The sequence below is a fragment of the Myroides odoratimimus genome, assembly GCF_030326305.1.
GTDB lineage: Bacteria > Bacteroidota > Bacteroidia > Flavobacteriales > Flavobacteriaceae > Flavobacterium > Flavobacterium odoratimimum_A.
Genome location: NZ_JACAKB010000018.1, coordinates 1 through 21,868 on the forward strand (window position 1 = coordinate 1; position 21,868 = coordinate 21,868).

A 21,868-nucleotide genomic window follows, 5' to 3' on the forward strand; every position below is an offset into this window, starting at 1 on the left:
ATTGATACTATTAAGCCTATCACAATCAAGAACCATGGCAATAGGCTTATTAGTGTATTTAAACTTGGACTTGACTACTTATCAAGATTATTACTGTCTAAAAATAAGCATAATCCTTTAAATATCAATTGCTTTAGTTTTTGTCGTGTACTTAGGTTTTTGTTATATGGAACGTGATATTGTTTAGACTATTGCATTAACATAAGTATATCTCATCATCTAAATACATTATAACGAAGTCAAACATTCTTAATTCATAATTTTTAATTCTTAATTAAAATACCTTGCTGCGCAAACTCTCCCGACTTTGAGCCACTCCTTTAATGATTGTGATGTTGTTTATACTATCACATCAATGTATAGTATATCAAGCTATACAAGTACATCATGGCAAAGCCAAACATTCCTAATTAAAATCACACTTCATCTAACAACAATCTCTTCATCTCTGTCTCTTGAATCATTGGTAATTCCCAATGTTCAATGAAAGCCTTCATCATCTTACGTCCTCTAGCTTCAATATTTTCCTTAGTCCATGTAGGGGATTCTAAAAGGTCTAACTCTAACTTACTTACTCGATACTCATGCTTTACAGCATTCTGTACCTTGTGTTGTATCTTGTCAAAAGGGTTCGCTTCATAGCGGTTATATGCTAAAAACATATTACCTATCGAATGGCTATAACGGTCACGATTGACCTTTTGCATAGTATTAATATCCTTATACGTACTTCTTACCTCATAATCATCTTCTTCTGGATAGACTAAGTACACTTTAGGCTCGGTGTGTTCTAATAAACCTCCCATACTCTCCTCTATTCCTTTTAAGAAATAGTCTAATCCTACCCAAGTCTTAAATCGTCCTCCCTTATGAATATGACGAATCACCTCTTTCCATCGGAAGTGCTCTACTCTACTCTCCATCAACACATTGAATAAGTACTCATTATTATGGGCACGTCCACGTAGATAGTAAAAATTAATATCCCTGAAAGTATCCTCTACATTTAGCGTAGAGTTGTTTCCTTGGAGCAAGAAGCACATGATATTATGGCGTTCCATCGCAAAGAACAAACGCTCTATACTAGCCAAGCGTTCTTGTAGTTCAAAGTCTGATAGTCCATGATCTTCCTTCACAGGCAAATCTCTCATCAATACAGCCAATACAAGGTTAAGCATATACTTACCGTATCCTCTAGGGAAATTAGACAGTCTTAGTAATGACTTCTGTATCGCAGAAGTAGTCATATACACAAAGTCTTCATCTGTATCTACAGCATAAGGATTATTAATAAAATACCACAGCGCTACTGCCTTGCGCATACTTTCTAGCCATTGGGTAAGTTCACTATAATCAGCGTAATTTATACTTCCCATCTCTTGTTGATCTAGCTGAAAGTCGATGGTAAACAAATGCTTCTGATAAGACTTAAAATCTGTAGATACCATCTTAGAATGAGAGAAGTACAACAACCAAAACGCTTTCAAAAAAGCATCGTCATCCATAGCTTGTGTAGGGTTTCGCCCCAGCCATTTATACACTTCTAACCAACTCTGATTAACTTTCTTACGACTGCGATCTATCGTACTAGCTACTGTCAATTGCTTAGAGACGATATAAAGCACTCTATTTTTCAGTCGCTCTAGACTTGATAATTGTTTCCCTCTAAAGTTTAGCGTCTCAAATACCATGGACACATCTAATGGGCGCTCCTTTGACTCATTTAAGTTTAATATAGAAAACAATAGGTGCTTAGTGAGCTTCTCTATCCAAAAGACTAATTCAACTTGTGTAAAATCTTTAATTCGCTCACTAAAGAATGCTTTTGCGAAAGATAAATTATGCGTGTATAAAGTTTCTGTCTCTTCTGCCTCATAACCAGTATCATTAAATATCTCTCTGATTAAATAATTATGAGAAGGCACATCTACGTGGTACCCAAAAATATAGCGATAACCACCTGTCTCTTTAACTTTAAAGTAATGTTCTGTAAGTCGTTGTTTAAGTGGGCTATCCTCTAGTTTCATCACCAATTCTGATAACAATATTAATACCGTAGTCAGACGTTGCTGCCCATCTACAATATTATACCCCTCATAGTCACTTCCTTCTATCACTAACTTTCCTGCTCTTACCACAAACCCTTCTCGTCTGATACATTCTATATCAAACTTACTAAAGTCAGTCACAGTAAGAATACCCGTAAAGTGAAAAGCATTTCGGTTGTGATGGGTATTATTCAAATCGCCCCACAACTCTTCTAACTCCTTCTTCGTCCACGAGTAACCTCGCTGATAATCAGGAATACGAAAGACTTTACCTCTAAATACTTCTTCGAAAGTGATAATGTTCATGCTATACGTGCTTACCTATTTTTAAGGGTTGCAAAAGTAGACAATATCACATAGATGGGCTAATGAATTATAATTAAGGATAGTGGTTTAACAAAAGTAACAACAAAGAAGTAACTCTTTTATACCTTCTAAGGAATGAATAAGGATAAGACGTATGATAAATCCATACTGTCTCACTACGGACTCATTCGCATTTAAACAAAAAAAGCTACCTCATAATCAGTAGCTCTTCTCATTTACTCTTTAAGCATTAGCTTATATTCTCGTTTATTACTCTTAGGGTTAATATCTATAAACTCATACTGATCAATATTACTCAATACTTGTTCAAATCGCTTTTTTGCTTCTTCTAAAGTCCAAGTGGTAGGAAAATAAAAACCGTCAAACTTGCTCTCTGTAATATCTGCTTTAAACTCGTGGATATAATCATAAAAACCACCATAGGCTAGGGCTATCACCCCTGACCACTGTATAGCATAATGCTTATTCGCCAATGGTGTAAAGCTAATGGTATGATTAGCCGAAAGGTCATGGCCTAATAGATAAATACCAAAAGCCAATTCAGACTCTAACATATCATCTGGTAGAGGAAGCGGATTAAGTACAAACTCTCTATTATCTAATAAATCAAAACTAAAAGGAGTGGTCCCATCAGAAAGAAGAAGTCCCCCTTCATCTGACCAATAGGTAGAAGACAAAGTACACTGGTGATAGTTATCCCACACGATTCTAGATTGCCACTCGCTCATACTGGTATATTCTGCATCATCGTCGAAGTCCTCTTCCTCATCTTCTATATACTCTTCTCCTTCGCTTAGATAGTAGTATTTTGACTTTAGGTGTAGGTCAAACCATAGTTTGCCTGATTCGTCTAAACGACCTGCCCAAACAAACTCTTCTAACAGATGGGGTTTAGGATAGGCACTGTCGATAAATGTAATTGTACTCATGTATATGCTGCTTAACAAAATATTGATACGGCCAAAGCTACAAATATCTAGAGTAGTAATACAAGCTTTTTCTTTTAAAAACAGAGGTGAAATTCTATGTTTATCACGGGCTCTATTTTTAGGTAAATCGATAGTGTAACAGCCTATAGTAGTTCGCTTTTCTACTTTCGAACAACTGTTTTTCCTACAAAATCGAAAATGATATTCTTTAAATCTAACAAGGATACGATGTCTTCATTGATTAAAAATCCTAACTGCCCACAGAGCAAAATCTGTTTTTCTAAAGTCATACAGCAGTGAGAGATATCGTCTAAGTAACAAACAAAATCTTCTTGTATCTGACTCTTTAACCCCAAACCAATATACAAAGAAATCATCCCACTACTCTCTCTCATCTTAGCGATCGCTCCTAGATGATCCTCTTTAAAGTTCTCTAAGGTTAGTTTATAGATTGTTAACTTTAGTTCTAATGATTTAATCAACATCGCATCTCGCTGATATATACTCACAAAGCTCATAACAAATAGTTTATAGATTAACTATACTCCCACCATTACAATACCAAAGAAAGCACTTCTATGTGAACAAATTATTATGTTTCGAATTAATATAGGCTATGATTTCAAGTAGTCTACTACTTCTCTGATGTTCTTTAACTGTCTATAGTTTTCATAAACTAGCTCTTCCTCTACGACTTCGTGTGCCCAGGTCACATGAAAAGGAACGTGTAGTGCCGACCCTCCAAGTTCTAAAACTGGGATAATATCAGACTTAACTGAATTTCCTACCATCATAAACTCTTGAGGTTGGCAAGATAACTTACTTACTAAATTTCCATAATCTAGTATCTGCTTATCACTCATCACCTCTACATGGTCAAAATACTTAGATAGGGAAGAATTCTTTAGTTTTCGCTCTTGATCTAATAAGTCACCTTTAGTCGCTAAGACTAACTTATAGTTACCATTTAGTTGATCTAGTGTTTCCTCTACTCCATCTAAAAGAGTGATCGGTTTATCTATCAGTTCATGACCTAACCCCAAGATGCGGTGCATTAATACATCTGTCATTTGAGCTCCTGTAATCTGAGCTCCCGTTTCTAATAAACTCAATAAAAAACTCTTCGCTCCAAAGCCATATCGATCTAGATTTCGCATCTCTGTCTCAAAAAGGACTTTAGATACTTCTTCTGCTGGTAAATAATCTTTTAGAAGCTCACAAAAAGCATGTTCTGTCTCTTGGTAGTATATTTCATTATTCCAAAGTGTATCATCTGCATCAAATGCTATAATCTGTATATCTTTACTCATAGTCTATTTTCTTTATAATATGCCAAATATAGAGGTTAGCTAATGATCTAAAAAAGACTTTTGTCTTTCTTTATTTATTCTACTGATGTTCATCCTCTAATACAAATCCCCTTATAAAACACTCCATTCGCCCACTTTCTAAACTGCGTCGCTTGTACAGAGTTAACCCTATACACCACAGATAGTATCATGTCTAAATTAGAAAAGTTTGTTTTATAATTTTTACCATCAGAGACAGTATGTGCAAAATTTGCACATACTGAATCCTCCTTTAATTCACCGTCTTTTAATACATTAGCAATATGCTTTGTGATAACACTTCTATCTACACCGAATATCTCACTCATTGTTTTTTGTGACGCCCAAATAGTCTCTCGATTACTATCAACTATAACTTGAACACTTGTTTTACCTTCTTTATTCTGATAAAACAGAAAATTCGAAACGTTGCTCTCTTCTTTCATAGTATATATTTGTAAGTAGTACTTAATCAACACTTTGCAATCTACTCTATTTTATACATTTACTCTTTAAATACATTGCTCTAAATAATAGCAAAAGCCCATCATGTGATGGGCTTTTCTATATTTGCGTATCTTTATATTCTACTAAAAAATTACTCCGTCATCATCACCAATCTTTTTCCACTGCTAAGAGGCATATCCCATACCTCACTTATCTCTTGCCACGGATAACTCACGGTATCAATGCGTAACTTCCCTGTTACTGCAAGGTCAAAAGCTTCTGGTAACAAAACTTTAAAGAAACGAACCATCTCTTCATCTGTCCAACTGCCTATTCCTGATCCTAATAACATAATGTCCGTTCCCCTTAGTATAGAAGAAGACAACTCCATCATATCACCAGACATCGCTCCTACATTGACAAAACGAGTTCTATGCTGATACTTGCCTTTACCTTTTAAAGCTGTCAATATAGCCGAAGCGCTATCTCCCCATAAGTAATCTATCACCACATCGATAGGCGTTTCTTGATGTACTTGACTAAATGCTGTTACTAGAGTTTCTTTATTCTGATGCAGACTAATCACCTTATCTGCTCCTAGTTTCTTTAATGAGGATAAGGCTTCTTCATTGCGCCCTGTCACAATTACTTTACTCGCTCCATAATGTTTAGCCATTTGTATAGCTACTTGCCCTGTGACACCTGTAGCTCCATTGATTAGCACTACTTCTCCCTTTTGTAACCTTGCTCTGACTACCATAGCGATAACAGAACCCATAAGGGCATTAGGCATAGCAGATGCCATTGCTAAATCTATTCCTTTAGGTAAGGGTACTAATTGATTCTTATCTACGATGGCATACTCACTTAACATCCCTTGTAGTCCAAATCCATAAGCCATTGTTCCATCTGGGAGCTCACCTACTCCATCTGTTCCGATAACAAAAGGAGCAAAAGGTTTAGTACTTACTGAATAATGCTTGCCACTGGCGATAGCTCTATCGAGATTCTTAATCGAAACTGCCTTAATCTTCATCAACACTTCTTCTGAAGAACTTACTTCAACAGGCTTAAAGTTGGTAGTATATACAGGATTCTGTCCTTTTTCTTTTACAATAACTGCTTTCATATCTCTTTATTTTATAAAGACAAAAGTATTGGATAGCAACCGTGTATATCGATAACAAATGTTATCAAATTAGGACTTTAATAGCTTGCTTTTAATACGGCTTAAGTGAACCTTAGATATTCCTATATAAGAAGCGATATAATGCTGTGGAATACGTTGTATAAGCTCTGGTCTACTCTCATAAAGCTTGAGATAACGCTCCTCTGGGGTTGACTGTACAAAAGATAAGCTGTGATTCACATAATCGAATGTTCGCTGAAAAATCACATCTATAAATAGATCCCTATACTCTGGCGTAGCTAAAGAGTCTTCTAACAGAGGTCTTATATCTTCTTTATCAGCCACCCATACCACTGTAGGTTCTATCGTCTCAAGGGTAAACTTACTAGGCATCCCTCTCCAAAAACTCTCAATAGATGAGACCATACTATTTTCTAAAAAGAATTGAAAAGTCACCTCATGCCCATCTTTATTAATCCACACGCGCAAGCACCCCTTACTGACCCAAAATACTTTATTTGCTATTGTTCCCTCTTCTAACAATACTGTTTTAGCAGGATACACTTCCTCTCTAAAATAAGGTTTATACTTATTGATAAACTCTTGACTAAGTAAAGAATCTTTATCTACTTTTTCGAACATGACTATTGATAATTCTACTGTTTAAAATTAAAACTTATTTAGGATATCAGAAAAGCTAATTTATCACTTATAGTAACAACTAGCACCAGCATTACTTTATTACATAATTCTCTACAAACAAAGCTAATCATTTATCATTTTTACATAAAAAATATAATCATAAAGACATTTAACAACCTTATAATCATAAAAATAACCTAAATTTACCAAAACATATTACACTATGAGAAATTACATTACTGCATCCTTAGCCATTATGGCAGTTATAGGAGCACAAGCACAAGACTTCAATGTCAAAAAAGGAATTATAACAATTAATAAAAAAGAAATCGCTAAGATTGATCGAAAAGGAGTTGTTTATAAATTCACTAGTCTAGATGACAAGACTACCTTTTGGGCAGAAGTGAAAAGCAGTGCTAATAACAACTTCTGGTTACAACTTAAAGGAGAAAATGGAAACGTACAGGATATGGAAATGAAAAATGTTCCATTCACATTAAGTAAGGAGAAACAAGCTATTATGGCAGTATACTTTTCTGCAGATGGCCTAATCACAGAAGAAGGTATTAACTCTGAAAGAGCAACCGAATTGTTTCAATCTTCTAATAAAGAACTTTCTGACAAATGGAATAAAATAGATGGTGATAGAAAAGTAGAAAAAGCAGAAGAAACCGCTCTTTTAAAGAAAGCGAATATCAATGTAACAGATGATGCAAGCATCATGCAAGGAGCTGACAAAATAGGTTTTATCAATACTAAAACAACTAAACAAGCGTACTCTTCACATGAAGCTACAATAGCTGATATCAAAGGAAATGTTATCGCTAAGGTGAGTTATGACGAAACAAAAACAATGAACGCAAAAAGAGGAGTTACACTAACTACGTATGATGACAAACAGTTTGATCTAACAGACCTTAACTACTTTATGGATGCTACAGACCCTATTAAAGCGAATCCTGTGTTTATTGCTAAATTATATGCTAACGGCTATAAATTTGGTGATATGACTCAACAAATAAAAGATTATCGCGATGCTAAGACTACTGAAAAACAAGAAGAATATAATAAGCATGTAGTAGAAGCTAGAGGAAAATCACGTAATATCTATGATCAAGAGGGGTATGTAATCGATAAAAAAGGAACTAAACACACTGGATTAGTAACTATTGAATTTGAATCTGTACCTCGCGATGGAGACTATAGAATAAGTGGTAGCGTTGGGATAGCTGATGTTAGTAGCTATGGTAACTCAGTTGCTATTAAAACTGACAAAAAAAGATTAAACTTTAAAGCAAAAGAGGGTGTAGAGTTTGGTGTAGGTAATGAGCGTTATATCGGTACTCCTACCTCTGATGATGGAGGACTAGGTAACTCTAATGGAGAACTGGATGTATTTGGAGGTTCTAGTAAATTCTTAATAGTCGATTATGACAATGGTGGAAATATGGTGCTACACCACCTAAAAACACCTGATGGCTTCTACCTTCTATTAAAAGGACAGAAAAAAGCGATCTATTTAGGAAACAAATCTACTTTCGGAACTAGAAAAGAGGATACTACTAAAAAATTATTTGATAAATATGTAAACTGTAGTGCTCTTCAGTTCTCTAACTATGATACCAATACATTCGAAGGTCTTAAAAAATTAGTAGATGACTATGTACAGTCTTGTAACTAGTCTAATCTAAATTATAAAATCAAGCCCATCATACGATGGGCTTATTTATTTATAATATTCTTAAAAACAATTTATCCCACTCATTTTCTTCCTCTTCGATAAGACTACTAACAAGCTCGTTGACAGTCTCGATTCTTTCAATTAATGTGTCTATAACCTCTGCTTCTAATACACCTAGGTCCTTAGTCAACATTAAACAGGTATGCAATAGAGCACATTCTCATCTTGTGCTCTTAAGCTGATCACTTAGTATACAGTTTTCAAAGGTGGATAATTCTATACTCAATGGAATCTTTAACACCCGCTCTCGAATATAAGCAATTAAATCTGCATGATTAGAACTCTGATCTACTACAGACTCCTTATACAGGTAAGAAACTAAGGCCATTGCCTTCTCCCAAGCCTCTTAGGCCTTTTCTGGTTTCTTTTTTAACCCGGATTAGAGATAGACATACAAACGAAAAGTAATTATAGATCTAAAACAATACCAACTAAAGATATTCAAGATGAACAAATCGTTAGGAGAATATTATGATTAATTACTAAGCGCTTAATAATTAACAACAATAATCCGATTAATCACGAAGTCAAAAAAGGGAGTAAAACTGAGTAAATAGAAATAAAACGGAGTTCGATATTTATATCTAAACGCAGTGGGTATAATTACTCAAAAGGTTTTTGTCTTATAAATTTGCTCTTTTCTTTCCGAGTTGTTCCCAAAAAGTACGGTTTTAAAGAGGTCTTGAAAGCATTTCGGAAACAAGACTAAGCCATGAGCAATCTAAAAACATTTAAAACAAGTTTTCACAAGACAAAATCATCCCAAATTATCTATGAAAATACCACTGATAGAAATCAGTATTAAAAGTATCAATCTTACAGTTAGGAATAATCTGTTTTAGCACCCCTTCTTGATGTTGCTTACGCAAGAAGCGGTTAAAGAGTACTGGATGAGGAAAACGTTCTTTTAAAGTCTTATTTTTACGTATTTCATCGTATAAATCCGTAGAACGCAACTCTACTTTAGTCGGTTGATCTGCAAAGTATTGATTCAATTGATCTCGAATAGTCACTAGTAGTTTAATATCACTTGGCATTCTAGTAAATACTGTTGGACGAGTATGGCTTTGACTCTCTTCTGTTTCTTCTTCCTCTTCTTCATGCTCATCCTCTATCTCATCTAGAACCTCGTATACAGGCTCATAAACGATCACTTCTTCAGGCTCTTCTATCGTATCTAATACTACCTCTATCTCTGCTACGCGGTGTTCATTTATCAGATCGTGCAACTTATACTGTAACTCCTCTAGATAAGCTCTATACACCTCATCTATTAGTAAATTAGGTTGCAATAGCATGGCAGCGCCTACATCTCTACACTCTACTAGTTGAGGATACTTTTTATAATTAGACACATAGTTAAAGGTTAATTTATGTCTTTCCATCTGAACTGCAAAACGCATCCATAGATCAACATTCAACGGAGGCTCTCCATCGGTTTTTAACCAATCATTGTATTTCCAATTTAATATCCACCCTTTCTCAAAGGTATTCATCACATACTTAGAAGTCACATAGATTGTTACTTCTGCCCCTTCTTTAATTTGCTCTAATCCCTTGACAATAGCCATAAGCGAAATACGAGATTGAGAGTTTTCTATAAACCCTTCTGCAAATGTTTTGCATTGATCACCTATACACAGCATATTAGCATACGCCTTAGCATCACTAGAGGTATCTATCTTTACACGAGTATACAGGTCTATTTGGTATTTCATATCTATTAAGGAGATTTGAGTACTTAAAGATAATGACTTCTGAGTAAAACACAATAGAAAATCTCATAGCAATAAAGAATATTCTCCTTACATATTTCTAATTTAAAAAGTGTTTTTATATCAATATCTCAAAATGACAAAACAAAACTCTCATTTTCAAAACACAATACACTAGACTTTAGCAATAAGGATAAAACATAAAACTGCCCTCTAAATAAATATAAAGTTGTTAATTGACAGTATAGTTTTTGTAGTATATAAAGTACTTAAAAAAATGTTATGGCAGAGCATGGAAGTATTCTTCTTTATCAGACAGAAGATAGCCTCACTAAGATAGAGACCCGTTTAGAGAACGAAACAGTATGGTTATCTATTGAACAAATGGCGGAATTATTTCAAAAAGACAGAACTGTCATTACCAAACACATAAAGAATGTATTTGAAGAAGATAAACTAGTAGAACAAACCAATGTGCAAAATTTGTACATTGCAAATTCAGACAAACCTGTCAAGTTTTAAAATCTAGATTTAATCATACCTGTAGGTTATAGGGTAAAAAGCATTCAAGAAACTAAGTTTAGACAATGGGCAACTAGATGACATCTTAAGAGTAGAAGAAGGTTTTATAGAATATCTCTTAAAAATAACGAAGACATTAGCCAATACTATATAGACAAAACCCCAAAAGTCAAAAGGCTTTGGGGGTTTTGTTTATGTTATACTTAGATTTCTTCTTTGTTTTCTGAACTTACTAAGGCATCACTCTTCACATGTTGTAATAACCAGTTATATACCTCCATGTGTCTATATAAATCCTCTACACTACCATGCGTACCTCCTTTGACTACTTGTAGTTCTACAGGCGCTTTTTTATCACATTTTTGAATGGCAGTCATGATCTTCTTAGACTCTTTTAGTGGTACGATAAAGTCTTTATCACCATGAATAAGCTTAATAGGGATATTAGTCACAGCACAAGCATCTCTTTCTTCTCCTCCTCCGCAGATAGCAATAGCAGCAGCTATACGGTTAGGATATTTACCAGCATATTTCATCGTACCATATCCTCCTAAACTCATTCCAGTTACATAAATGCGACTCTCATCGATATTGTAATTTGCAATCATATAACTTACGATTTCGTCAACCTTATCCGCATTCCATGGCCCAGAAGGCAATTGAGGAGCTACTAAATAAGCGGGGATATCTAATCCCTTCTCTATTCCTTTTAGCGCGCCATATCTCTTTACCCTATCTATATTAGTTCCCGAAAGACTTCTCCCATGTAAAAAGATAATAAGAGGATTCTTTTCTTCTACGACTTTAGGTTCATTTAACCAAAATTGATAAGTCGTTTTATCCAAAATAGCTTTGGGTTGAGCAAAGGTCGTCAATGAGACCAGACAGATTAATACCGTAAGAAATTTCATGGTTTTTTTGAAAGTAAATATACTTTTAATCTGTTAAATTCAAAACAAAAAAATCACTGTAAGCATTGAATTTACTGAGTTTCACCTTATGTAAAGTTAGATAACTAACATCTAAACACTTAGTATTTCCACAACATTAAACCAGCCTGATACCCTGCCCCTAATGTCCACATTAAAAAATAATCGCCTTCTTTTAGAGGTGTTCCTTCTTTCTGGTATTGATGTAAAGCTAAAAAAGGACTAGAAGCTCCTGAATAACCAAACTCTTTTGAATAAAAAGGTACTTTTTCTTCTGGTAAGTGATAATGTGATTTAATAATCTTAATGTTTTTCAGTGATAACTGAGAGAATAAGAATAAACTGATATCTTCTATTTTCAGATTGTTCTTTGCTAAGAAAACTTCTATTTTATCTAAAGCAAACTCTACACTTCCACTTCCATCAAATGATGTATCCCACATTGTTAATTCATCAGATAAAGAACAAGAGTGCCCTTGAGGAGGATACAGAACAGTATCACAAAAACTACTATCTGTATGATACATGACGTCTACTAATCCAGATGTAGTAGTCTCTTTCTCTACTATAAATGCAAAAGCAGAATCTGAAAAACAAAAAGCTGTTACAGGATTTTGACTATCTAGAATACGAGATAACTGATCAGAACACACTACTAGAGCATTTTTAGCTCTACTACTGCTATTGAGATAATGCGCCACTTGATCTAATGCTACAAATGCCCCAATACAATTGGCGTTAATATCATAACACATTGTATTATTCTTTCCTTGCAAAGCTTGGTGTATAAAGATAGAATCACAAGGAATCTGATGTTCTGGAGTACAAGTCACAAAGACAATAATATCTATTTCTTCTATTGAAATACCACTTTGCTTTAATACTCCTTTTGCTGCCTCAATTCCCATAGAAACCGTAGTTTCCTTTGAATCTTTAGCTACTACAAATCGATTATGCCTACCAAGTGCTTCTTGTATCTTTTTCATAGAGACACCTTGGCTTTCGAATTGCTTAATTACTCCCTCATTGCATTCGACATTAGAGGGATGATAAAAATACGTGTGTTTCAATTTCATATTAAACTGTTTTTTGATTATTACTTTTTTTAACCACTTATAAAAGCATTACTTTTTATAAACCAAAAACAATATATATTTAAAACAACATCCAAAAAACATATTTGAATTGTAATAATTATAAATAATAAAAACATGAAACAGTAATAATATAAAATATTTTAACTCATATTAATTAATTCTTTTTAACTAGTACACACATTTCGTTTATTAAAAATAATAGTACACTTTCAAAGATTATTATCTCCTCTAAAAATAAAAGCTTAGTATTAGATAATTACTAAGCTTTTATTTTTACTTTATTTTATATTCTAAACCTATTAATCACTTATAAAGCAAATTACGTGCTGAATCACCAGCGATCACTAATCCTCCTGCCATCATGATAATATCCTTTAAGACTAGTCGTCCAGCACCTGATAAATAAGGGAATCCATAGTTAGGTGTAGGAAAATCACCTCCTAAATTAGGCACATATACTTCTGGGGTAGTGATTAGAAATGATAGTGTGACCAAAGACATGCCTAATGTTAATACCCCTCCTAAAAAACCAAGTCTAGGATACCATATCCCTAATAATACAAGTATCCCTATACTTACAATCACTGTACCTAAAACATACGAAAACACATAAGTACCATTCTGTTTATGCCAATCAATGTTCTTCTGCACTACTTTGCCCTCGAGATTTTTGTGTTGAGTATATTCATATACTTCTTTGCCAGATTCATCTAATACTTTTTTTGTTGAATTCTGATAAAAAAAGCTCATAAAAGGGCTATTCGTTACAAAAGGGACGATACCATCCGCTTCATATTGAAAAGCTTTTAGCCCTCCTATCCAAACCATGACAATACAGATAGATAAACGAAGAAAATGAATCGATTTCTCTTGTAAACTGCTAAATAATACTAAAATTTGTTTCATTGGTTTTATTTTATTTTTCAACAAAACTAGATAGTTCAGCAGAAGGATAACATGGACTATTCCTTCTATTTCATAGACTTTTTTGCCACTACTGATATTCCTACTTGTTCTCTGAATATCTTAGGAGATACACCTACTTCTTTCTTAAAATAACGACTAAAATAAAACTCATCCTCAAATCCTAATAACTTAGCTATCTCTTTTACACTCTTATGAGTTAAATGAAGTTGTTTTTTTGCTTCCAAAATAAGGCGTTCTTGGATTAATTTAGAAGGTGTTTTTCCATAATACTTTCTAACCTTTTTACTAAACACATCAACAGATAAATGATACTGCTCTGCATAAAATGCTACCGCTCTAGACTCCATAAAATGCTCTTCTAGCATCTCTTGAAATCTAGCTATATCTTCTAAAGACAGCCCTGAAGTCTTTTGTTTCTTATTAATCAACTGTTTTTCCTTACTACTCAGTGCTAATACCAATTGTAAATACGTCTTGAGAATCGGAATATCATAAGCAGACTGATGGTGTTCTAACTGCTCTATTTTATCAAAAAGTTGAGTCAATTCTAGAAATAAAGATGGCTGAATAGGAACATAAGGAACCTCAAATAATGCATTAAACAAGACTCCATTACATGCTACCTCCTCTTTGTGATATTCTATACAATAAAAGTCTCCATGAAACTGTATAGTCTTCATTGACTTAATATCTACTTTTTCCCATGTCAACAACTGATAAGGAGATAAAAATAAGATATACTGTCCAGAGCAAGAATATCTATTAAAATCTAAAGAAAAAGTAGCTTCACCATCTATAAGAATAGCAAAATAATAAGGCTTATTTATAGGAGATAACGCTCCCTTTAACTGCTGTGTACTTACTTTTATAGGATAATGCATAATACTAAGCTTTCGTTAATTCTAAATTAGTCATATTCATTTTTCATTTTATATGTCTAGTAAAGATAATAGGAAGAAAACACTCTGAAAACATTTTATGATTCTTCTAAAAATAGATATAGCAGAAGACCTTCTTATAACTCCCCTACACAAACAGAAAAAGCCCAGTATCTAACGATACTGAGCCCTTTCAACACACTTAATTTAAATCCTGATTCGATTATAAGCGAGCTCGCTATAATGATAAAGAATCTAAACCTTATAAAAAACTATACTATTTACTTTTCTCTATTCTATAGGTTTTGTGTTCTATATGCTCTCTACCAAACATATCTGTCACCTTCACCTCTACCTTATGTTCTCCTAACCCAATATTAAAAGGTAGCTTAGCACTCCATAAATGAGATGACTTAATCGGGTGAGATGGTTTCTTTCCAGTTAATAGTTTTTCTGTCAAATCATATTTTTGAACTGCCGCATAGAAGCTTGGGTCAAAACTCTCTTCTTTCTTCATCTCTTTCCACTCTCCTCCATCTATTCTATACTGTACTAAGTCTTTCTCTGTTCCCATAAAGACATTTGTATATACCTGATAGTTATTCGATTTCTTATCCGCGATAACCTTAGGCATAAACAGTTCCATTTTATAATCATCTGATTCCCCAGACACTTTATAGTCTAACTCATACTGATTCCCCTTAACTATTAAAGTAGCATACCCTCTTGGAGTCCCATCTCTCATAGTAGAAGCAGGCACACCTAACTCGTTAAACTCTCCTGAGTACCAGTCACCTGACGTTGTCCCAACATTATATTCATGTAGTGGTTTTACTCCTGACCACCCCTGTTCTTTCGTATAGAACTGATGCATCTGATAGTGAGTATGTGCAGATAATAGTAAGATATTCTCATGCTCTTTTAAAATATCTAACAACTGTTGTCTAGACTCTTGATCGAAATGTTTTTCGTTTCCTACAAATAATGGAATATGAAAAGAGATTACCACTAACTTATCTTTAGGAACGAACTTCAGATTGTTCTTCACAAAATCTAATTGATCTTGTCTAAAACCACCTAGATACCCTTTCTTTTTAATTGGATGAGGATATAGAATATCATCTAATACGATAAAGTGAGCATCACCATAATTAAAAGCATAATTAGCTGGTCCAAAGTTCTTCTCAAAGGTCTCATCAGAGTAGATATCCTCAGTTGCCTCATAGTTCATATCGTGATTTCCCATCACATTATACCATGGTAGCCCTACTTCTTTCATCACTTCTTTATAAGGCGTATGCAAGTCTAATTTATCTCCTACTAGATCACCTAGACTAATACCAAAAGAGATTCCTTCTGTCTTATTCTTTACCTCATCTACTACTGCTTTTTTAAAGTAATCTAACTCCTCTAGACTATATGGCTGAGGGTCTCCAAAGATAAAAGCCTTAAAGTCCGCTGACTCCTCTTGTGCAATCAATCCAAAATTTACTTCTTTTGGCAATTTTCCTGTAGGAGCTACTCCTTCATACTTAGTTCCTGTTGGTGATCCTTTAGGTTTATGCGTTACATAAGAAGCAGGTAGATTATATTGATCTAATACAGTAGCGTATTGACTTGGTTTAATCACAAAGATTTGATTGTCCCCTGTTAAAGGCAGTTCATACTGTCCTTTATCATCAGTCTGTACGACCTCCACTCCGTTAGATACCGCTACCCCTGCTAATACCTTTTCACTTCTATCTTTTTTTCCGTTCTTATTAGCATCCTCGAATACATAGCCACGCACACTAGTCTGCCCGATGGCTAATGCTGCCGTAAATAAGAAGGCAACAGTAAATAATCTTTTTTTCATTATATATGGTTTATGTTGTTACAAATAGAGCGTATTAAAGTATTTCGTTACGAAAAAGAATATTTAATGATTTGATAATATCCCCTTACTGTTCAGAATGTCACTTTTTTTCAATGCCCAAAATTAGCGATGTCTTCCTACACTAATCTTATGCTATTGTTAAGCTTACGTAACTTAATTAATTTAAAAATTACAATCTTCCGAATTTGACTACTATTATTTTAAAGAGTAGCCTTCTTTATAATATTAATTCTATCTTTAGATACTTAGTAGTTGTTGTTTTAACTCTTTTGAAAGAAATTTAAAATCCAATTCCAATAATTCACTAATAAAAGGGCAAATATCTATCAAAGTCATTTGTTCGATCACCACTCCTTGTTTTATTCCTTTTCCAAAAGCAACAAATCCAGTTTGCATACTTTTATCGCTATTCAAAAATCCGTGTGCTCCACCTTCTTTATTTAACTTACTCAATACTTTTCCTTTAAGGCCTCCACCAAATGTTGTGTGATCTAAACCTGTTAAGGCTAACTCTGCCTCTGGATCTGCACCAAGCTTTTGCAGCTCTTCTTTTGATATCATGCGATAGCGGTTTCTAATTTCTTGTGGTTGTTTTTCTAATAAAGCTTTAACCTTTTCGATTGTTTTTACTTTATCCTTTCCTTGCACTCTCAAAAAAGCTGAACCTCCTTGGGTATGAAACATTGCTTTCCAGTCCATTGTTTTTGCGTCGTCTAACAGTCCTGCATCCTTTAACCAAATATTAGGTTGTAAATGGTGTGTGATTTTCTCAAACCCATGATCTCCTGTAATAATTATTACATAGTTATCTTTCAGTTTTGAACGATCTAATGCCTCAATAATTGTTTTGATTGCACGATCAGCTCCAGCAACACTAGCACGTACCAAAGGACTATCCAAACCATCTTGGTGCTCATAGTGATCTGTACATGGAAAGTGAAGGGTTAATAGATTCGGTTGATACTGCTGAATCATATAACTTCCCATACGTGCAATATTCTCATCCATAATCAGCTCTTCTTCTGTCATTGTCCAATCTTTAGCTCTTAATGTTCCTGTTGCTTCATTTTGTATCTCGCGCCACAAACTATAAGGTGTAGTATATAAAGCTGTAATACTTCTTCTATCATATCCGTTATTAAGATCCCATATATCAGGAACATTATAATCTATAGGGGCATTGACTGTTACAGGCCAAATTACATTAGCAGAAGTCAGTTTTTTTTGCTTCACCACATCATATAACGTTGGTATCTTAATTGCACTATAATCCCAATACCACTTTTGAGAACCTGTAGCAGGGTCAAAAATATTGTTATATACTATTCCATGTTGAGCAGGAAGTTCGCCTGTAATAATGGTAGTGTGATCCGGATAAGTAACAGAGGGGAAGATAGGAGTAACTGCCTTATCAGCCACTCCATTTTTCATTAACTCACGTACTGTATGCATTCCCCATTGCTCTTCTAAATAGAAATCTGGCCTAAAACCATCGATTGTAATTAATACAATATGAGGTGTTTTTTCTTGAGCTATAACAGTTGTACTTAAACCGCAAAAAAGCCCTATCGCAATTAGTATTTTTTTCATATTAATCTATCGTAAAAGTTGCCATAACAGGCCAATGATCTGAAGGCCATATTGCGCCAAAACTTGTTCGTATTACTTTTCCTTCTATTAATTTGAAAGGAGAAGAATAAAAGATATAATCTAAAGTAGTTGACCCTGTTGGCCCCCATTTGTGAAATGTTTTTAATGATTCGTCTACAGCATTCAACAATTTTGGTTGCATTGTTGTTTTTAAAACATTAATTTCTGTAGTATGAGGTTGTCCATTAAAATCTCCTATACAAATTACAGGGCGATTCTGGTAATTTTGTTCGATAATATTAACGACATCTTTAGCCATTTTTGTTCTATCTTCTGAAGAAACAGTTGTCCAATGACTATTCGTTACAAAATATTCTTTTTGCTTTTGCTTGTCAAATAACACCACCCATGCCCCACTCCTATTCTCGGTATATTTCATTTGATAAGTAGCACTCCCTCTCAAATCAAAACGATCTTTTTTATAGAAGATCACTTTAGGTGATCCGTATGAATTAGCTTCATCCATATAATACCCATAACCTTTGGCTGCCATCTGTTGTTGCATCCACATTTCAAACCAATTATCAGAAAACTCTTGCAACCCAACAATGTCTGGCATTTCGTCTATAATCACTTGTAAGATATACTCCTTTCTACTCTCTAATGAATAAGGATCTTTAGCATCGTGATGACGAATATTAAAAGACATGACACTTACATTTCCTTTTGAAGGCTGGGTTACTTCTGGTGTTGTATTTCCTTCTGCAAATACTGTTACTCCATTAGCTCTCTCGATGTCTGTTAAAGAAGATTCTCCTGCACAATAACTTAACTGTACAATAGTAGAATTTCTCAGTACCTTCCATTCCTTTCTATCTGTAGAGCCACCTAACTTGATAAAATCTCCTACATCCGAACCTGGTTGACTAAACAAATGTATATTGGAACCTTGTCCAAAAAACGGTTGTGCTTTACCTTCTTTATCTTTTGTTGCATAACGGTCATTTTGTTCTGGCACACGATATCCCCAATTGTTAACAGAATCATATATTCCTTCTAATGATGTACCATAAAAAACAGCGTCTAAAGGAATTGATTCTCCTGTAACTGTTGTTCCTTTGAACACTGCAACACCATCTGCTACATTCTGACCATCTTTTCCTAAATTTCCTAAGATTCCTCCATTAGGGTCTCCAAAACCGTCTCCTGCTTCTAATTTATAATCTTTTGTAGCAATCCAATTAGACGTACTGATATCTGTACTTTTTCCACAACTGCCATAACCTGAAAGTACCTTTGACTTTCCTCCTACATAAAAGAAGGTTCCCTTTTTTGCCTTTCCTGATACTAAATCAAACTTATAGGTTACATTTCCTCCTTGTGCCCATCCTCTATCTCCAACAATACCATTGTTTGCCATAACTACACTATAAGGTGTATGCTCAAAATCAATATCCTCTAAAGCCATTAACTGTACATACTCATACCCTCCAATATGATTTACAACTACTTTGCCTCCATCATAAGTAGAAGATGTGCCATTAGCAGCTGCATCTGTCCCTCGTGGATCGGCTTGTATTCCAGTAATTACAATAGGAGAATTTTGAAGAACAACATCCTTTGGAGCAATATCTAATTTGATCTTGACTTCTTTGTCTTCATTCTTTATTTCTACCACTACTTCATTGACTTGATTTTCGTAACTACTCTTTAACTTATAGCTTCCAGTAACCAAATCGCTAAACACAGCTGCTCCTGTTGTTGAAGATTCCAGTTTCTTTATCTCTTTCTGCTTTTCATCATATAAAGTTACTTCTGCCTTAGCTAAAGGAGACTCTATCTTATTTACCACCAAGGCTGTTAGAGTAAACAAATTTGTAGGATCCTCCTTTGGGTTTTTATTTGTATAATCATCTTCATAATTACAAGAGATACAACAAAGTAATAAAACCACTACTTGAATTATTCTTATTATTTGACTTTTCATTTCTATTACAATTAAATTACCAACCTTGATTCTGATTTAATTTACTATTTAATACAATTGCACTATATGGAATTGGGTATACATACTGATGGTTTTCATAGGTACGTTTTAGATTGTCCATGATTATAAGTGTCCCAGAATCACCATTAGACAACTTATACTGATTGTTATCAATAATATAGTAGTACACTCCTTTTTGTGGATTTGCAGGTACTTTTGTTACAAAAGAAACATCTGACTTACCATCCCCATTCATATCTAATGGTGTATTCATGGCTGGTACATACATACCCTCATAACTTTTGGTTAAAAGCCCTCCCAACTTCCAACGTCTTAAATCATCATACCTAAAGCCTTCTAACACCAGCTCTATTCCTCTTTCTCTTCGAATTTCTAATAAATTCGCATCTGATATGTTTGGAAAAAACTCTTGTTTTAAATAAGCATCTGCGACTGTTGGTATACTACTATTGGTAATACCTGCTCTTTCTCTTAGCAGTTTGATTGTTTTGTCCCAATCAGCACCTGTAAATTCTTCTAATTCGGCTTTTGCTTCAGCATAATTCAACAAAACCTCAGCATACCTAATTAAAGGCAGTGTATTATTATTTTCTGCTACTCCATCTGTAGCAGAAGAATCTAAGGTTAATTTTTTGGGTTGATAACCTGTATAAGTATAGGTGAAATCAGGAGCAGCAGCTTGTCCATCTCTTTTGTAATCTCCCATTCGAATGGTTTGTTCTAAACGTTGATCTCTGCCTTTTACTTCTTCCCAAAAAGGTATAGTTGCATGCCCAGCTTTATCTGTAAAGCGAGTGCCATCTATATTTAAATAGGTATTGATAAACGATTTAGTCAAATTAGAGCGATTCCCATACGTTGCACTGGTATAATACCAATTTGCATCATTAAAGATTCTATAAGCTGCACTTGCATTAGCCGCTAATATCACTTCTGAAGCTTCTACAGCTTCTTTATTAAACAAGTTTCGATAGCTTTGATTCCCTTGCGCTGTATTTAAGCGATAAGAAGATGTTTTCATTAATTCATCTGCGGCATTAGCAGCTTGTTTTAACCACTCTGATGAACTACCAACCAACCCTAAATCTGTATGATATTTTCGATACGTTCCTTCAAAAAGACATACTCGAGATTTAAAAGCTAATGCAACTTGTTTGGTAATTCGTGAAGCACTATTATCTTTTCCTCCTTCAATAGCACTAATTGCAAAATCTAAATCTTCTAAAACCTTTTGCATCACCAATTCTCTTGTATCTCTTGGTTTATACAAATCGGGATCATCTACTGTTAGTGTTTTGTCATACCAAGGCACATCGCCAAAACGCTTTACTTTATCAAAGTAAAACCACGCTCTGAAAAAGCGAGCCAATCCTTCGTAATGTGCTTTCCGTTTATCTATGATCTTAGCTCCTTTTGATTTTTCTAAAAAATAATTGATATTTCTCAAATCACTCCAACTCCAACCCCCACTATCATAAGCTGTATAAGTACCTGTTAAATAGTTATTGATTGTTCGACCAATAACATAATCAGACATATTATCTCCACGAACGACATCATTTCCGTTAGGTAATATTTTATAAAAAGAATTGCTATATAATTCTAAATCTTTTTCTGTTGTAAAAGCTACATCTGGTGAAAGTTTATCAAAGGGTAATTGATCCAAGTCGTTTGAACAAGAAGTTGTGATAAACAAACCTGCTAAAGCAGCTATTAATATTATTTTTTTCATTGT

The 21,868-nt window shown here is 34.3% G+C and carries 20 protein-coding genes; 3 read left to right on the plus strand and 17 right to left on the minus strand.

Annotated features, from left to right (window positions below; genetic code table 11):
• Positions 1-416: 416 nt before the first annotated feature.
• The 7 genes from HX049_RS12540 to HX049_RS12570 form a co-directional block, all read right to left on the minus strand.
• The gene (locus HX049_RS12540; protein WP_286416220.1) at positions 417-2,354 is read right to left on the minus strand and encodes a DUF262 domain-containing protein; all 1,938 of its coding nucleotides are present in this window, start codon (positions 2,352-2,354) and stop codon (positions 417-419) included.
• Between the two features lie 236 nt (positions 2,355-2,590).
• Positions 2,591-3,304: a hypothetical protein gene (locus HX049_RS12545; RefSeq protein ID WP_286416221.1), complete on the minus strand. Its 714-nt coding sequence runs from the start codon at positions 3,302-3,304 to the stop codon at positions 2,591-2,593.
• A gap of 161 nt (positions 3,305-3,465) precedes the next feature.
• Positions 3,466-3,822, minus strand: a complete 357-nt coding sequence (locus HX049_RS12550; RefSeq protein WP_286416224.1) for a four helix bundle protein — start codon at positions 3,820-3,822, stop codon at positions 3,466-3,468.
• 96 nt (positions 3,823-3,918) lie between these two features.
• Positions 3,919-4,614: an HAD family hydrolase gene (locus HX049_RS12555; RefSeq protein WP_039329956.1), complete on the minus strand. Its 696-nt coding sequence runs from the start codon at positions 4,612-4,614 to the stop codon at positions 3,919-3,921.
• 89 nt (positions 4,615-4,703) lie between these two features.
• Positions 4,704-5,078, minus strand: coding sequence for a RhuM family protein (rhuM, locus tag HX049_RS12560; protein ID WP_286416226.1), 375 nt, complete (start codon positions 5,076-5,078; stop codon positions 4,704-4,706).
• Between the two features lie 152 nt (positions 5,079-5,230).
• Entirely contained in the window at positions 5,231-6,208 is a 978-nt protein-coding gene (locus HX049_RS12565) for a quinone oxidoreductase family protein (RefSeq protein WP_286416228.1), read from the minus strand.
• Between the two features lie 69 nt (positions 6,209-6,277).
• The gene (locus HX049_RS12570) at positions 6,278-6,850 is read right to left on the minus strand and encodes a Crp/Fnr family transcriptional regulator (protein ID WP_071307551.1); all 573 of its coding nucleotides are present in this window, start codon (positions 6,848-6,850) and stop codon (positions 6,278-6,280) included.
• 223 nt (positions 6,851-7,073) lie between these two features.
• Here HX049_RS12570 and HX049_RS12575 point away from each other — a divergent pair, with 223 nt between their 5' ends.
• Positions 7,074-8,531, plus strand: coding sequence for a hypothetical protein (locus tag HX049_RS12575; protein ID WP_286416229.1), 1,458 nt, complete (start codon positions 7,074-7,076; stop codon positions 8,529-8,531).
• A 49-nt stretch (positions 8,532-8,580) separates the two neighbouring features.
• Here HX049_RS12575 and HX049_RS12580 read toward each other — a convergent pair whose 3' ends face one another.
• Both HX049_RS12580 and HX049_RS12585 read right to left on the minus strand, forming a co-directional pair.
• Positions 8,581-8,724, minus strand: coding sequence for a hypothetical protein (locus HX049_RS12580; RefSeq protein WP_286416230.1), 144 nt, complete (start codon positions 8,722-8,724; stop codon positions 8,581-8,583).
• 634 nt (positions 8,725-9,358) lie between these two features.
• The gene (locus HX049_RS12585; RefSeq protein WP_286416231.1) at positions 9,359-10,309 is read right to left on the minus strand and encodes an RNase H family protein; all 951 of its coding nucleotides are present in this window, start codon (positions 10,307-10,309) and stop codon (positions 9,359-9,361) included.
• A gap of 279 nt (positions 10,310-10,588) precedes the next feature.
• Here HX049_RS12585 and HX049_RS12590 point away from each other — a divergent pair, with 279 nt between their 5' ends.
• Both HX049_RS12590 and HX049_RS12595 read left to right on the plus strand, forming a co-directional pair.
• Positions 10,589-10,828, plus strand: coding sequence for a death-on-curing protein (locus tag HX049_RS12590; RefSeq protein WP_286416232.1), 240 nt, complete (start codon positions 10,589-10,591; stop codon positions 10,826-10,828).
• Between the two features lie 12 nt (positions 10,829-10,840).
• The gene (locus HX049_RS12595) at positions 10,841-10,909 is read left to right on the plus strand and encodes a hypothetical protein (RefSeq protein WP_375294369.1); all 69 of its coding nucleotides are present in this window, start codon (positions 10,841-10,843) and stop codon (positions 10,907-10,909) included.
• A 122-nt stretch (positions 10,910-11,031) separates the two neighbouring features.
• Here the strand turns inward: HX049_RS12595 and HX049_RS12600 are convergent, their stop codons facing one another.
• The 8 genes from HX049_RS12600 to HX049_RS12635 form a co-directional block, all read right to left on the minus strand.
• A complete protein-coding gene (locus HX049_RS12600) occupies positions 11,032-11,739 on the minus strand; it encodes a prolyl oligopeptidase family serine peptidase (RefSeq protein ID WP_286416234.1) in 708 nt (235 codons plus the stop codon).
• A gap of 119 nt (positions 11,740-11,858) precedes the next feature.
• Entirely contained in the window at positions 11,859-12,833 is a 975-nt protein-coding gene (locus HX049_RS12605) for a 3-oxoacyl-ACP synthase III family protein (protein ID WP_041895433.1), read from the minus strand.
• 324 nt (positions 12,834-13,157) lie between these two features.
• The gene (gene rclC / locus HX049_RS12610; RefSeq protein WP_286416239.1) at positions 13,158-13,760 is read right to left on the minus strand and encodes a reactive chlorine resistance membrane protein RclC; all 603 of its coding nucleotides are present in this window, start codon (positions 13,758-13,760) and stop codon (positions 13,158-13,160) included.
• Between the two features lie 65 nt (positions 13,761-13,825).
• A complete protein-coding gene (locus tag HX049_RS12615) occupies positions 13,826-14,662 on the minus strand; it encodes a helix-turn-helix domain-containing protein (protein ID WP_286416240.1) in 837 nt (278 codons plus the stop codon).
• Positions 14,663-14,936: 274 nt separating this feature from the next.
• On the minus strand, positions 14,937-16,514 hold the full coding sequence (locus HX049_RS12620) for a calcineurin-like phosphoesterase family protein (RefSeq protein WP_286416242.1): 1,578 nt from the start codon (positions 16,512-16,514) through the stop codon (positions 14,937-14,939).
• Between the two features lie 258 nt (positions 16,515-16,772).
• Positions 16,773-18,125, minus strand: coding sequence for an alkaline phosphatase family protein (locus HX049_RS12625; RefSeq protein ID WP_286416243.1), 1,353 nt, complete (start codon positions 18,123-18,125; stop codon positions 16,773-16,775).
• 1 nt (position 18,126) lies between these two features.
• On the minus strand, positions 18,127-20,112 hold the full coding sequence (locus HX049_RS12630) for an endonuclease/exonuclease/phosphatase family protein (protein WP_286416244.1): 1,986 nt from the start codon (positions 20,110-20,112) through the stop codon (positions 18,127-18,129).
• A gap of 16 nt (positions 20,113-20,128) precedes the next feature.
• Entirely contained in the window at positions 20,129-21,865 is a 1,737-nt protein-coding gene (locus HX049_RS12635; RefSeq protein WP_286416246.1) for a RagB/SusD family nutrient uptake outer membrane protein, read from the minus strand.
• Positions 21,866-21,868 lie beyond the last annotated feature (3 nt).

Bases quoted from the DNA above. Each gene is read 5' to 3' on its own strand.
- HX049_RS12540 (WP_286416220.1), bottom strand. From the start codon at position 2,354: ATGAACATTATCACTTTCGAAGAAGTATTTAGAGGTAAAGTCTTTCGT.
- HX049_RS12545 (WP_286416221.1), bottom strand. From the start codon at position 3,304: ATGAGTACAATTACATTTATCGACAGTGCCTATCCTAAACCCCATCTG.
- HX049_RS12550 (WP_286416224.1), bottom strand. From the start codon at position 3,822: ATGAGCTTTGTGAGTATATATCAGCGAGATGCGATGTTGATTAAATCA.
- HX049_RS12555 (WP_039329956.1), bottom strand. From the start codon at position 4,614: ATGAGTAAAGATATACAGATTATAGCATTTGATGCAGATGATACACTT.
- rhuM (WP_286416226.1), bottom strand. From the start codon at position 5,078: ATGAAAGAAGAGAGCAACGTTTCGAATTTTCTGTTTTATCAGAATAAA.
- HX049_RS12565 (WP_286416228.1), bottom strand. From the start codon at position 6,208: ATGAAAGCAGTTATTGTAAAAGAAAAAGGACAGAATCCTGTATATACT.
- HX049_RS12570 (WP_071307551.1), bottom strand. From the start codon at position 6,850: ATGTTCGAAAAAGTAGATAAAGATTCTTTACTTAGTCAAGAGTTTATC.
- HX049_RS12575 (WP_286416229.1), top strand. From the start codon at position 7,074: ATGAGAAATTACATTACTGCATCCTTAGCCATTATGGCAGTTATAGGA.
- HX049_RS12580 (WP_286416230.1), bottom strand. From the start codon at position 8,724: ATGTTGACTAAGGACCTAGGTGTATTAGAAGCAGAGGTTATAGACACA.
- HX049_RS12585 (WP_286416231.1), bottom strand. From the start codon at position 10,309: ATGAAATACCAAATAGACCTGTATACTCGTGTAAAGATAGATACCTCT.
- HX049_RS12590 (WP_286416232.1), top strand. From the start codon at position 10,589: ATGGCAGAGCATGGAAGTATTCTTCTTTATCAGACAGAAGATAGCCTC.
- HX049_RS12600 (WP_286416234.1), bottom strand. From the start codon at position 11,739: ATGAAATTTCTTACGGTATTAATCTGTCTGGTCTCATTGACGACCTTT.
- HX049_RS12605 (WP_041895433.1), bottom strand. From the start codon at position 12,833: ATGAAATTGAAACACACGTATTTTTATCATCCCTCTAATGTCGAATGC.
- rclC (WP_286416239.1), bottom strand. From the start codon at position 13,760: ATGAAACAAATTTTAGTATTATTTAGCAGTTTACAAGAGAAATCGATT.
- HX049_RS12615 (WP_286416240.1), bottom strand. From the start codon at position 14,662: ATGCATTATCCTATAAAAGTAAGTACACAGCAGTTAAAGGGAGCGTTA.
- HX049_RS12620 (WP_286416242.1), bottom strand. From the start codon at position 16,514: ATGAAAAAAAGATTATTTACTGTTGCCTTCTTATTTACGGCAGCATTA.
- HX049_RS12625 (WP_286416243.1), bottom strand. From the start codon at position 18,125: ATGAAAAAAATACTAATTGCGATAGGGCTTTTTTGCGGTTTAAGTACA.
- HX049_RS12630 (WP_286416244.1), bottom strand. From the start codon at position 20,112: ATGAAAAGTCAAATAATAAGAATAATTCAAGTAGTGGTTTTATTACTT.
- HX049_RS12635 (WP_286416246.1), bottom strand. From the start codon at position 21,865: ATGAAAAAAATAATATTAATAGCTGCTTTAGCAGGTTTGTTTATCACA.